10 protein-coding genes are annotated in these 13499 nt (G+C 40.5%); 2 read left to right on the top strand and 8 right to left on the bottom strand.

Annotation, left to right across the window (positions count from 1 at the left end; all coding sequences use genetic code 11):
• Window positions 1–64 precede the first annotated feature (64 nt).
• From ileS to NMG86_RS24150, 6 genes are all read right to left on the bottom strand, one after another.
• Window positions 65–2956, bottom strand: a complete 2892-nt coding sequence (gene ileS / locus NMG86_RS24175; RefSeq protein ID WP_026796681.1) for an isoleucine--tRNA ligase — start codon at window positions 2954–2956, stop codon at window positions 65–67.
• Between the two features lie 161 nt (window positions 2957–3117).
• Window positions 3118–5595: an ATP-dependent Clp protease ATP-binding subunit gene (locus NMG86_RS24170; protein ID WP_026796680.1), complete on the bottom strand. Its 2478-nt coding sequence runs from the start codon at window positions 5593–5595 to the stop codon at window positions 3118–3120.
• 228 nt (window positions 5596–5823) lie between these two features.
• Window positions 5824–7320 carry a hypothetical protein gene (locus tag NMG86_RS24165; protein ID WP_026796679.1) on the bottom strand — a complete coding sequence of 499 codons (1497 nt, stop codon included), beginning with the start codon at window positions 7318–7320 and terminating at the stop codon, window positions 5824–5826.
• The gene (locus NMG86_RS24160; RefSeq protein WP_026796678.1) at window positions 7320–8021 is read right to left on the bottom strand and encodes a hypothetical protein; all 702 of its coding nucleotides are present in this window, start codon (window positions 8019–8021) and stop codon (window positions 7320–7322) included. The genes NMG86_RS24165 and NMG86_RS24160 overlap by 1 nt, the downstream gene beginning before the upstream one ends.
• Window positions 8022–8109: 88 nt before the next feature.
• Window positions 8110–8946: a S1 family peptidase gene (locus NMG86_RS24155; RefSeq protein ID WP_158442134.1), complete on the bottom strand. Its 837-nt coding sequence runs from the start codon at window positions 8944–8946 to the stop codon at window positions 8110–8112.
• Window positions 8947–9057: 111 nt separating this feature from the next.
• On the bottom strand, window positions 9058–10545 hold the full coding sequence (locus NMG86_RS24150) for a tetratricopeptide repeat protein (RefSeq protein ID WP_081694418.1): 1488 nt from the start codon (window positions 10543–10545) through the stop codon (window positions 9058–9060).
• A gap of 309 nt (window positions 10546–10854) precedes the next feature.
• Here NMG86_RS24150 and NMG86_RS24145 point away from each other — a divergent pair, with 309 nt between their 5' ends.
• Complete coding sequence (locus NMG86_RS24145) at window positions 10855–11058, top strand: hypothetical protein (RefSeq protein WP_026796675.1); 204 nt, start codon at window positions 10855–10857, stop codon at window positions 11056–11058.
• Window positions 11059–11118: 60 nt separating this feature from the next.
• Window positions 11119–11349: a hypothetical protein gene (locus NMG86_RS24140; RefSeq protein ID WP_026796674.1), complete on the top strand. Its 231-nt coding sequence runs from the start codon at window positions 11119–11121 to the stop codon at window positions 11347–11349.
• Between the two features lie 206 nt (window positions 11350–11555).
• Here the strand turns inward: NMG86_RS24140 and NMG86_RS24135 are convergent, their stop codons facing one another.
• Window positions 11556–12998, bottom strand: a complete 1443-nt coding sequence (locus NMG86_RS24135; RefSeq protein ID WP_026798761.1) for an LCP family protein — start codon at window positions 12996–12998, stop codon at window positions 11556–11558.
• Window positions 12999–13080: 82 nt separating this feature from the next.
• Complete coding sequence (locus NMG86_RS24130; protein ID WP_026788037.1) at window positions 13081–13455, bottom strand: hypothetical protein; 375 nt, start codon at window positions 13453–13455, stop codon at window positions 13081–13083.
• Window positions 13456–13499: the final 44 nt, after the last annotated feature.

Raw genomic sequence — 13499 nt, 5'->3', positions numbered from 1 at the left:
CCCTTTAGGGCTTAGTCTTCTGGGGAAGAAAGCCCTAAAGGGCTTACTACTTTTAGAAATAGTTTTAAAAGGTTCCTGCTAACGCCTCAATACACCGTTCACAAATTGTAGGATCTTCTTTTGATTCCCCAATATGGACGGAATAATTCCAACAGCGATCGCATTTTTCCCCATCGGCTTTGACAACACCAATTCCCAAATCTTCAAACTGTTGGTTATATTGTAAACCGTTTAAAGGTTCAGGAGTATCTAATAGTTCAACCTGGGAACAAATTAACAGATAACGCAATTCATCAACCCCATTATTTGCTTTTAATTCGGTGGTTTTGGGGTTCATTTGTTGCATCTGTTGACGCAAATCCTCATCCGCAATATATAACAAGACTTTGGCTTCTAAGGATGCACCAATCATTTTGTCCTGACGGGCTTTTTCCATGACAACATTAACATCACTTCTAATTTGTCGTAACTGTTGCCATAACGTCCCTAATTCTGGCTTTTCCCACTGTTTTTCTAATGTCACCCAACCCGCTTCAAATACAGAAGTCTGGGGCGGAGAATAGGGAATATTTTGCCAAATATCTTCAGCCGTATGACATAATACGGGAGCGATCGCTTTCGCTAAATTCTCTAACGCTACCGCTAACACCGTTTGACAACTGCGACGCCGAGACCCATCAACTCGACTAATATATAACCGATCTTTGGCAATATCTAAATAGAAATTAGACAAATCTACCACACAGAAATTCTGAATTACCTGGAAGAATCGGAAGAATTGATAACTTTCAAAGGATTCTGTTACTTCAGTAAAAACCTCCGAAATCCGGTGTAACATATATTGATCTAATTCCGGTAATTCTTCGTATTTCACCGTATCTTTAACTGGATCAAAATCATGCAAATTTCCTAATAAAAATCGGGCGGTATTTCTAATTTTACGGTAAACATCCCCCATCTGTTTCAGGATATTTTTACCCAAAGGAACATCGGAAGAATAATCCACCGAGGACACCCACAACCGCAGAATATCAGCGCCATAGGGCGGTTCTTGTTGGGGGTTTTTCCCCCCTTCAATTACAATAGCAGGATCGACCACATTTCCTATGGATTTACTCATTTTCATCCCCTTTTCATCGAGGACAAATCCATGGGTTAATACGGTTTTATAGGGTGCGTGACCATAGTTAGCAACACTGGTTAATAAACTCGATTGAAACCATCCCCGATGCTGATCAGAACCTTCTAAATACATATCCGCAGGATAGCGTAATTCGGGTCGTTGATTAGCAACAGCCGCCCAAGAAGAACCGGAATCAAACCACACATCCATGGTATCGGTTCCCTTCCGATACGTCTTGCCATTATTATGATATTCTGTGGGTAATAATTCCTCAATTGATAACTCCCACCACGCATCAGAACCTTTTTCAGAAATAATAGTTTGAACGTGATTAATTGTGGTTTCATTTAATAGGGCTTCGTTGGTTTCTTCATCATAAAAAACCGGAATCGGAACCCCCCAACTCCGTTGTCGAGAAATACACCAATCACTGCGATCGGCTACCATGGAAGTAATCCGATTTTCCCCTTGGGCTGGAATCCATTTTACTTCAGAAATTGCTTTTAATGCCGCATCTCGGAACCCTTCAACGGAGGCAAACCATTGTTCTGTAGCCCGAAAAATTGTGGGTTTTTTCGTGCGCCAATCGTAGGGATATTTATGTTGATAAGGTTCTTCTTTTAACAAAGAATTAACTTCTGTTAAAGCATCAATAATTGCCCCATTTCCCTCACCTAAAACATTTAATCCTTCAAATTTTCCGGCTTCATCGGTAAAGTTTCCTTGATCATCCACGGGGGATAAAATTGGTAAGCCATATTTTTGACCCACAATATAGTCTTCTTGACCATGACCGGGGGCAGTATGAACCAATCCCGTACCGGATTCTGTGGTAATATAGTCTCCACCAATAACTACCGGACTTTTGCGATTAAATAGGGGATGTTTATAGGTAGAATTTTCTAAATCCTTACCTTTAAATGTGGCTTTAATGGTTAAGGAATAACCCAAAGTTACTGATAATTGTTCAGCTAGATCTTCTGCCACAATTAAATATTTAAAACCCACAGGTTTCTCACTTTCCCCGACTTCCACAACGGAATAATTTAACATGGGGTTAACTGCAACCGCCAAATTACCGGGAATTGTCCAGGGGGTTGTAGTCCAAATTGCTACCCCTAATTCCGATAAAAATGGGGTTAATAATTCCCGCAAAGGTTCAGATACCGTTAACAGTTTAAAAGCGGCAAATAAACTTCGAGAAACATGACCTTCAGGATATTCTAATTCCGCTTCAGCTAAGGCGGTTTTAGAACTCGGACTCCAGTGAACAGGTTTATGTCCTCGGTAAATATATCCCTCTAAAAACATCTTTCCAAATACGCCAATTTGGGCGGCTTCATATTCGGGTTTTAGGGTTAAATAGGGGTGTTCCCAGTCGCCCCAAACTCCATAGCGTTGAAAACTGATTTTTTGTTGTTCAACGGTTTGTAAGGCGAAATCTCTGGCTTTGTGACGCAAAGTTAAGGGGGTTAATTGTTCCCTTTCCCCGGCTTTCATGTTTTGTAATACTTTCAATTCAATGGGTAAACCATGACAGTCCCACCCCGGAACATAACGAACTTTACGACCCTGCAAAATTTGATAGCGATTAATAATATCTTTAAGAATTTTATTCAGAGCATGACCAATATGCAGCGTCCCGTTCGCATAGGGGGGGCCATCATGTAAAATAAACAGTTCACCGGGGTTATTTTGTGATAGGCGTTGATAAATTTCCTGTTCGGCCCAAAATGCTTGGATTTCCGGTTCTCGCTTCACGGCATTTGCCCGCATATCAAATTTGGTTTGGGGCAAGTTGACGCTATCTTTATAGGATTTGGCTTCTGTCACAACAGTATCCTGAATAATTCTTGTTAATTGATTTGTATTGTATCTTAACACCGTAGTGAGCCCTTCAGGGCTTAATTATTGATCTTCAACTAAGACAGTGAACTTGATATACAAAACCCGCCCTACCGGAGTAAGACGGGTTAGATGAGAATTAAAGTGAATTAGGAATTGGTAACGGCGTATTCATTAATAGAATTCGGGGCATGATCTCCGGGTGAAATTGTGACTTTCCCCTCTTGATCCACATCAATAAATGCCCGATCGCCATCCTTAATTGTTCCAGCTAATAAGGCTTCAGCTAAGGCATCTTCTAACAGATTCATTAAAGCCCGACGTAACGGTCTCGCCCCATATTTAGGATCAAAACCCACATTGACTAAATGATCTTTAAACCCTTCACTCACCGTTAAAGTAATATCCCTTTCCATTAACCTGGCTAGCAGATCTCGGAGTAAGATTTCGGCAATTTGTTTAACTTCAGATTTCAGCAATTGACGGAAGACAATAATTTCATCCAAACGGTTAAGAAATTCCGGCCGGAAATATTGCTTGAGTTCCTCATGGACTAAATTTTTAATCCGGTTATATTGCTGATCTGCTTCAGAAGCAGCACCCCATTCAAATCCTAAACCGCCGCCGCCTTTTTCAATCACCTTAGAACCCACGTTTGAGGTCATAATAATTAAGGTATTTTTGAAACTAACCGTGCGACCTTTGGCATCGGTTAAACGACCATCTTCTAAGATTTGTAATAACAAATTGAAGACATCGGGATGGGCTTTTTCAATTTCGTCAAATAGCACCACCGTATAGGGACGACGACGGACGGCTTCAGTTAATTGCCCTCCTTCTTCATAGCCAACAAATCCTGGGGGAGAACCGATTAATTTAGACACCGTATGTCGTTCCATATATTCCGACATATCTAAGCGAATCATCGCTTCTTCTGCCCCAAAGAAATAGGTGGCTAGGGCTTTAGTTAATTCGGTTTTTCCGACTCCCGTGGGGCCAGAAAAAATGAAACTGGCAATGGGGCGATCGGGATTTTTTAATCCCACCCGGGCGCGACGAATAGCACGAGAAACGGCCCCAACCGCTTCATTTTGACCAATTAAACGTTCATGTAAGATATCTTCCAATTTCAATAATTTTACCGATTCCGATTCGGTTAATTTATTGACATTAATACCTGTCCAAGCCGCTAAAATTTCGGCAATATCGTCTTCAGTTACAACTAAACCCGTACCCGCTATATTGGTTTTTTCAGTGGGGGTTTCCAGTCTATCTTTGATTTCCAATTCGCGATCGCGCAGTTCACTAGCTTGATCGAAATCTTGAAGTTTGACCGCCGTTTCTTTTTCGGCAATAACTTTAGTTAATTCCCGTTTTAATTCGCGTAATTCGGGGGGAACTTTAGAATTCATTACCCGAACTCGGGAACCTGCTTCATCAATTAAATCAATGGCTTTATCGGGTAAAAAGCGATCGCTAATATAACGATCGGATAGGGTCGCCGCCGCGTATAATGCCTGATCGGAAATCGTTAATTGATGGTGTTGTTCATAAGCTCGACGCAGCCCGAACAGAATTTCCACGGTTTCTTCCACTGTGGGTTCACCGACCATCACGGGTTGGAACCGCCGTTCCAGGGCCGCATCCCGTTCAATATATTTGCGGTATTCATCCAGGGTCGTCGCCCCTAAGCATTGCAACTCACCCCGGGCGAGGGCGGGTTTGAGCATATTGGAGGCGTCCATAGTCCCTTCAATGGAACCCGCACCCACAATGGTATGAATTTCATCAATCACTAAAATGATATTTCCGGCGGTACGAATTTCTTCGACAATGGTTTTTAGGCGTTCTTCAAATTCCCCCCGAAAACGAGTTCCAGCAATTAAAGTTCCCATGCTCAAGCTGATCACTTGTTTGTTTTCCAGGACATCGGGAACATCGTTATTAACAATGCGTTGGGCCAAGCCTTCGGCAATGGCAGTTTTTCCGACGCCAGGTTCACCCACCAACACGGGGTTATTTTTCGTGCGTCGTCCCAGAATTTGAATTACCCGCTCAATTTCCCGTTGGCGACCGATCATCGGGTCAAGTTTGCCTTCGGCGGCCAGTTGGGTGAGGTTTGTGCCAAATTCGTCCAGGGTGGCGGTTTTGGTGGACTTGCTGCGACCTCCTCCTCCCGGGGCGACGGTGGCTTCTTCCCCTAAAGCTCTAATTACTTCAGTCCGCACTTGAGAACGATCAACCCCCAGATTTTCTAGGACTTTTGATGCTACTCCTTCGTTATCTTGGAGTAATCCGAGTAAGATATGTTCGGGGCCGATATAGTTATTGCCCATTTGACGCGCTTCTTTCATCGCGGTTTCAAAGATGCGTTTGGCCCTGGGGGTAAAGGGAATTTCCACGGGGAGGAAACCCGACCCACGGCCAATAATTGCCTCAACTTCTTTTTGGACTTCCCGCAGGCTCAACCCTTGCGCCTTCAAGGTTTTGGCGGCGACACTGGTTCCCTCGCTCATCAAGCCCACAAGAATTTGTTCTGTTCCTACAAAGTTATGTCCCAGGCGTCGAGCTTCTTCCTGAGCTAACATCACCGCCTTAATTGCCTTATCCGAGAAGTATTCAAACATTTTTTCTGCTCACTCCCTTATGACGTTTATTTTTATGGAGTTGTCATCCCTGGTGGGGGGACGATGATAGGTTTTTATGTCCCGATGTAAATTTTTATTGAGATACTACAATCTAATGTAACGTTATTGGGCTCAATGTGTAGTGGGGACACCCGTAATTTTGATATGGGGTTGCAAATTGCCCCATTCCCCATTCCCCATTCCCCATTATTGCCCATTGCTCATTCCCTATTCCCCATTCCCTCTTATATCAGAATTAGAGGAAGAAGCAGAAATAAATAAATAGGGCAATAAAAACCCGATAATTGTGGCACAAAATGATAATAATGCTATAATAGAATCAGAGGAAAAACCCAAGCTAGAAATCCAAAGCGGTTTAATTTTCCTAACGGGGAATTGTGGATCTATACCCACTTCGACTTGATTAGTTTTTCCGACAAAACGCACCTGTAACCCGGAAGGAGATTCGGGTTGGATTTCAATAGATCTTAAGCGTTCAATTCCGGGTTGTCCTGAAATCAAGAAAAACTGATTCTGCTGAATTTCTAAGGATTTATCCGTCATTAAAATTTCTCCAGAAACTATCGTGGAACTGGGAAACTGATCTTTATTATCTCCCATAGTTTCACTTTGGGTAAATTTCACCTGTTTAACGTCTAAATTCCCTTGTATCCAGCGAGAAAAATTTTCGGGAGGAGGAAGGTTAATGGTTAAACGTGAGGGAGAATTTAGGGTTAATTCTCGTTGATCAGATTCGGGAATTAAGGTAAAATCAATGAAATTGGGATTATCAGGAGAAGACTTGATTCCCAACTCAGGAATACTAACTTGTTCTAAACTAATGTTAATCGGATTTTCACCTAATTTTAGTCCCAGATTTGCTAAGGGTTGATTGGTTATTGATACATCGGGATCTTGACAAATATCTATCGACAACTTACCCTGATTAAATGAATCAGAAGGTTTTTTGTTATTATAAGCATCATTTTTGAGAATATATTTAAGATCATCAGGTGTGTTTGGAACCAATTTTAAACAAAAAGAGAGTTGATTGACTTGAGAATCATATTTCAAAGATTGGACTTTTACCGGAAGAATATTTTGATTTTTTTCGGTTTTAAAAGGAATTAGTTGTAATTGAGTTAATTCAATATCACTCGGTTGATTTTCGTTAACAGAAGAAATTAATAACCGACTATTGGGACGATCTAAATTTAACGTAATTTCTGATTTTTGGTTGAATTTAGGTTCAGTTTTGCTGGTAAATTTACCGCGTAAGGTTAGGGTTTGTTGTCCGGTTAAATCAAAGGTTTTTAATCCTGAAATCGGGGTAATTAATCGTTGATTATCTGAGGAATTAACAATAAAACTCAATTCCTCAACTAGAAAATTTCCTTCAAAGATATATTCCCCATACGGATAAAAAATTGAACCCAAAATCCCAAGAGCAAACAATAGGAAAATCAAAGCCGCTAATTTATCCGGTTTTCTGAGAATATTTTTATCAAATTTCGACCATAATATTTTTGATAATTTCCATAGACTTAATAATATTTTCCCTAAAATCTTAATAATAAAACCAATCATTCGAGAAATAGCTGTAAAACCAAATAGAGTAATTTCCCCTAAAATCTTAACAGCTTTTCCTAAAAAATCAATAATATCTGATCCTATCTTTTTAAAGAATTTTTTAAATCTCCGACCAAAACTAGCCAATTTTCTCATTATTTTAACCAATTATTCTGATGTTCAAAATAATAACTATAAGCCCGGGTTTGATTTTCTCCTTTCGCCTGAACGTATAACTCATAACGTCCATTTGCAGGGGCATTTGCCGGATTCCAAGTATAAATAACTTCCCCTTGAATTGGGTTAGGGCGAGGACTTTGGCTACCTGGAATCACCTTTCCATTTTGTCGCACTTCCAAGTTAGTAAATATAACCCTTTCTGGGGAATAAATCACAAATTCATATTGAGGGGAAGGAGTTCCTAAAATCACCGGATAATAAACCCTTTCTGATTTTTGAGTAATATAGGCTAAAGCCCTAAGTTTATTCAGGGGAATTTTAGCCTTTTGTAGAATAGCCGTAGGTAAATTAAAAATAAAGTTAGACGCACTTGGTTTTAAATTAATTTCATCTAAGCGATAATTTCTAAAATAGGATTGAATCACCAGATTAGGAGTGCTATTATTAGGAGCGGGAATTTTTACTGTTAAGTTGTTGGGATAACTATTCAGACTCCGAGAAACTAAAGAGGTCAGTCGAAATGATAATGAAACATCCTGACCATCTTTTAGACCTTCACAACGGTTATTATCCCGGCGAATATAGGCGAGGGAGTCAGGATGTCCGTTTTGGCAAGCGATCGCACTCAAAGGAGTTATACTCAGAATAGTTAAGGTTAGAAAGGCAATTCTACGCATAATTTTTTTAGTGGCAATTTGGAATAATAATAACAGGTTTTTACTCGCTTTTACCGTCCTTTCTGTAGGGGCGAGGCGCGCCTCGCCCCTACGGATTTATCCCCCATTTGATTAACTGTTGTTGGACTAAATCAATCGGATAAGCAATACCAAACCCGCCAGTGGTGAAAATTTGATCAGGAACAGGAGGAATAGGAATGTTAGGATCAGTAGCAATATCCTGATCTGCAATCCCAACCATAATCCCAATCACCTCTTTTGTGGTTTCGTTAATCACAGGGCTGCCGGAAGTACCTGGAGCAACCACCGCACTAACAGTCACTTTATTAATACTATAATTCGTCACTTCTCCCCCAGAAGAAGTCCAAGGGCCAGCATTAATCGGATGACCAATCACAATAACTTTAGTAGTGCGACTGACTCGACCTGTACCCATTTTCAACGGTCGAATATCATCAGGAATTCCGGTAATTTTCAAAACCGCTAAATCCAGATTTGTGTCATTACTAATTTGTTCAACCGTCGCTGGAAAACGGGTGCGTCGAGTTGCTTCAATATTGCTGAAAAACTCAATTTCAATCTTGGGACTGGGTTTACCGCTTTGGTTAGCAATGACATGGCGGGTAGTCACCACCCAAATACTATTCCCCTCCCGTTTCACCACCCAACCCGTCCCCCTTGTCTGCCCCAGTGTCCCCGGAATATCATTAGCAATAATCAATACTGTAGCGCGTAACTCGTCCCGCAGGGGTTCCTGTTGTAAAGTGGGAACAAAGGGTAAATCACTTGCTGGCGGGGGGACATATTGGGGAGATTGTTGGGCGATGATGAGTCGTTGCGCTTCTTTTAAGCTATTTTGACAAGCGATCGCACTCAAAGGCGTTATACTCAGAATAGTTAAGGTTAAAAAAGCAATTTTACGCATAATTTTTTTAGTGGCAAATCTGGTGATCATAATAAGGGGGATTTAGGGGGATCTAATCTAGGATATAATCAGGTATTTTAGACTGAATTTAACACATAAAATGCCGTCCTCCTACGGATTTATCCCCCATTTAATTAACTGTTGTTGGACTAAATCAATCGGATAAGCAATACCAAACTCTCCGGTGGTGAAAACTTGATCAGGAGGGGGCGGGGTAGGGATGTTAGGATTAGTGGAAATATTCTCACCTGCAACCTGAACCATAATCGCAATCACCTCTTTTGTGGTTTCGTTAATCACAGGGCCACCGGAATTACCCGTAGCAACCACCGCACTAACAGTCACTTTATTAATACTATAATTCGTCACTTCTCCCCCAGAGGAATTCCAAGGGTCAGCATTAATCGGATGACCAATCACAATAATTTTAGTATTGCGACTGATTCGACCTGTACCCATTTTCAACGGTCGAATATCATCAGGAATTCCCGTAATTTTCAAAACCGCTAAATCCAGATTTGGGTCATTACTAATTTGTTCAACTGTCGCTGCAAAACGGGTGCGTCGGTTTTCTTCAATATCGCTGAAAAACTCAATTTCAATCTTGGGACTGGGTTTACCCCTATTGTCGGCAATAACATGGCGGTTAGTCATCACCCAAATAGTATTTCCCTCCCGTTTCACCACCCAACCCGTCCCCCTTGTCTGCCCCTGTGTCCCCGGAATATCATTAGCAATAATCAATACCGTAGCGCGTAACTCATCCCGCAGGGGTTCCTGTTGCAAAGTGGGAACAAAGGCTAAATCACTCGCAGGCGCCGGGACATATTGGGGAGACTGTTGGGCCAGGAGTCGTTGGGCTTCCTTTAAGTTATTCTGGGCGGCGACAAAATTGCCGTCAAGGGCAATAGATTTTTGATACTCCGCAATGGCTTCTGGCAGTTTCCCTTGTTGTTGTAGAGCATAGCCTAAAGAATTATGGGCTAAGGTATGGTTGCTGGCAGGAGTTGCTTTTTCATCAGGTAAACTTAAAGCTATCCGGTGATTAGTAATCGCTTCTTCTAGTTTCCCTTGGTTTCTAAGCGCATTGCCCAGACCAATGTAAGCAGAGGCATATTTGGGGTCGAGTTGAATCGCTTTTTGGTAATTAGTAATCGCTTCTTCTAATTTCCCTTGGTTTCTAAGCGCATTGCCCAGACCAATGTAACCAAGGGCAAATTTGGGGTCGAGTTGAATCGCTTTTTGGTAATTAGTAATCGCTTCATCTAATTTCCCTTGGTTTTTAAGCGCAACACCCAGATTGTAGTAAGCATTGGCAGATTTGGGGTCGAGTTGAATGGCTTTTTGGTAATTAGTAATTGCTTCGTCTAATTTCCCTTGTCTATAAAGCGTAACACCTAACCATAAATAAGATTCGGCATGACGGGGATTATTTTTAATAATTTGACGATAAATGGATTCCGCTTGGGTGTAGTTTTGTTGTCCAAAAGCATCCACCCCTTGCTTTAATAATTCCTCCACACTCTGCCCCAAACCAACAGGTGTGTAACTCAACACAGAAAAAATCAGAACCAGAGAAAGCAATTTCGACTTTCGCACCTTTCACCTCCGTAGGGTGCGGCTATCCCCGCGCACGCACCAAAACAATTAACACCCACAATCATATTGTAGCGCCGGGTTTTAATTTTTGTTGCAATAAGCTGTTAAGCATCAAGTTTTATTTAGTTTATCTCCTGTGGTGCGAGAATATATTAAAGTTCGCCGTGATTAACAAAATTAATTGATTCGTTATGAAAATGATTGGTTGAATTGGGGATGCGATCGCTTCATTTAAGACAATTCCAAAAAAATAGCGAATCTATGATAAAATAAAATCAGACCTAGTTTACTTATCTATTTTCTACATTTATGGAAATGGAAACCTTAAAACAACTCATGAAAGAAAGCATTCGAGAAGTTCTTAGAGAAGAACGTCTCTCGTTAATGCAAGTTTTAATTCCTGATGTCAGTGATCAAGAGATGAAAGAAATTAGTAAAAAATTTTATTCGCCTGAAAAATATGATGAACATGATTCTGTAGATATGACAAATTGGGTGAATAATGAAAATTAGTGCGATCGCATTCTTGAAAAAAATTATATAATAGATAATAAGCTAATTCAAAAGCACTTTATGAACGTTACTGATATTCGCAATCAAGTTAAACAATATGTTGATCAGCTATCTCCTGAAAAACTCAGGGTAGCTGCGGATTTTTTATCGTATTTAGCAGAACGAGAAAGTCAAGAAGCAACAGAAGAATTACTTAAAATTTCTGGGTTTAAAGAATCTTTTGAAAAAGGCAAGGAAGATGTTTTAGAAGATCGATTGATTTCTGTTGATAAACTCAAACGGAAATATTAATTTTATGTATGAAATTGTTATTAATTTTGATTGTGAAATACTGGTTATTTCGAGTATAATACTCAGATTTGGTTAACTGCGATCGCTTTCAGAAACCTGGTTTCTTAACAAATATTGATTTAATCCAATCAATCTTAATTAGAAACCCGGTTTCTTGAGCGTAATTTTGAAACCCTTAAGAGGGTTTGCAGACCCAACCCCTAGAATCATTTTTTTGTTGAATTAGGAGTTAATTCAAGCCCTGGAGAGGCAGCAGGACTAGGTTGATTGTATTTTTTTAACCAATCTTTCCCCACTTGAATTGTTAAGTCAGATTCTAAAAATCCCGTACTTTCGACGACAACCTTACCAAAACCCAGGGATTTTTGTAGCAATTCAGCGCTCTTAATATCCCCATCCTGAGCGACAATTTTAGTTTCTTCTAAGGGTTCTGTCCAAGGTTTAGAAATTTTTACGTTCCAAAAACCCCCATCATTTAAAGTACCAACTAATTTATCAATAGCCTCAGAACTATCATTACTATCTTGAATAGCAATTCTTAAATCTTTGGGATCAATATTCTCAAATTTCCAAACATCCTGACCAAAATCAAAATGTTGAGCTACTACATTTTCTAAGCGGGCTGCATCGGGTAACCAATAGCTGGCTCGGTATTCTTTCGGGTCACTAAATTCCCCCGGCACCATCAACATTTGTACATTTTCCCGTTTAATATTAGTGGCAAAATCAACCAAGGCAACTAATTCTTCTAAACTTAAATTAGTATCAATATGAGATTGAACAATTGACATAATTTGAGGCAATTTAGAAATGGTACTCACATTTAATGCTTGTTCCATGAACGCCCGAATCAGCATTTGTTGACGTTGTACCCGTCCGATATCGCCTAAAGCATCATAACGGAACCGTAAAAATTGTAAGGCTTTCGCTCCATTTAGGTGTTGTTCCCCTTGTTTTAAATTAATATAGAGATGCTGACTATCATCTTGATATTTCATATCTTTGGGGACGTAAATATTAACGCCTCCCATGGCATCAATTAATTTTTCTACCCCTTGGACATTCACTCGCACATAACGGTCTATTCCCACACCGCCTAATAATTCACTGGTGGCTTTTGCACTTAAGGCCGGGCCGCCATAATAATTGGCATCATTAATTTTAGTCATTCCCCGACCTTCTACATAGGTTCGAGTGTCACGGGGAATTGATAATACTTTTAACTGTTTATTAGCCGGATCAAAGCGGATTAATAGCATTGTATCCGATAACCCTTTAAAGGAATCCACCAAAGCATGGTATCCGACTTCCGGGTGGGAATCATCTTCTAAATCTGAGGTTAAAACCTTCACCCCCATCACCAGAATATTCACCGGGCGGGTTAATTCTGGCAGTCTCATGTTGGTAGTAGCCATTTGACCTTGAGAAAAAACCGCCGCTTCTTCGGGGGTTAATTTTTGCTGTAATAGGGGTGTTGTCGATAGAGACACGGCTAATAAAGCTCCGGCGGTGGCCGAAATCATGGCGACTCCAGCTAAACCTAAACCCAGTCCTAACCATCGTCCGGGACTAGATTGAGCTAATTTCCTGAGATTGGGTTTGGACGGGTTTGGCAATGGTTTTTGACTCTGATATCTTGGTGCTGACACGGACTTCCTCACACACTTAATAAATAATTTTTAGAGATAATACACTGATGGTAAAACCGGGGATTGTTTTAGAACCAACCTATTATGGCAGATGTTTGCCTAATCCTTGTTCAGCAATTTGGCTAATTCCAGGAAGCCATATAGGTTGACGTTTCCAGACTTTAATCATTAAGCCTAAACTGACAATAAAATAACTGGTTGTCAATAGACTACTGGTTAATAACATCGGCAAGGCGATCGATTCCGCACTATTGGCTCCAGTTTCTAACAATATCAGTGCTGTTAACCAACTGAACGCTAACACAATCACTAATCGACTGGCGGCTTGTTGTTGTTTTGTGCCTGACCGTCGATATAACGTCCACAATGCCGGGAAGAAACCCAATATCGGAATTAAATAAACAAACAACTGCAACCGTTCATGTTCAGGATTCTCATAGATGTGATTGGTTTTCATAGGAAAAAAATAAAGTAAGCACCGAAAACAGAAAATATTTTCTC

Source organism: Planktothrix rubescens CCAP 1459/22 (genome assembly GCA_904830895.1).
GTDB lineage: Bacteria > Cyanobacteriota > Cyanobacteriia > Cyanobacteriales > Microcoleaceae > Planktothrix > Planktothrix agardhii.
The sequence above is the reverse complement of the archived record's forward strand: the minus strand, read 5'-3'. Positions and strand labels throughout refer to the sequence as shown.

Bases quoted from the DNA above. Each gene is read 5' to 3' on its own strand.
- NMG86_RS24170 (WP_026796680.1), bottom strand. From the start codon at position 5,595: ATGTTTGAATACTTCTCGGATAAGGCAATTAAGGCGGTGATGTTAGCT.
- NMG86_RS24165 (WP_026796679.1), bottom strand. From the start codon at position 7,320: ATGAGAAAATTGGCTAGTTTTGGTCGGAGATTTAAAAAATTCTTTAAA.
- NMG86_RS24160 (WP_026796678.1), bottom strand. From the start codon at position 8,021: ATGCGTAGAATTGCCTTTCTAACCTTAACTATTCTGAGTATAACTCCT.
- NMG86_RS24155 (WP_158442134.1), bottom strand. From the start codon at position 8,946: ATGCGTAAAATTGCTTTTTTAACCTTAACTATTCTGAGTATAACGCCT.
- NMG86_RS24145 (WP_026796675.1), top strand. From the start codon at position 10,855: ATGGAAATGGAAACCTTAAAACAACTCATGAAAGAAAGCATTCGAGAA.
- NMG86_RS24140 (WP_026796674.1), top strand. From the start codon at position 11,119: ATGAACGTTACTGATATTCGCAATCAAGTTAAACAATATGTTGATCAG.
- NMG86_RS24130 (WP_026788037.1), bottom strand. From the start codon at position 13,455: ATGAAAACCAATCACATCTATGAGAATCCTGAACATGAACGGTTGCAG.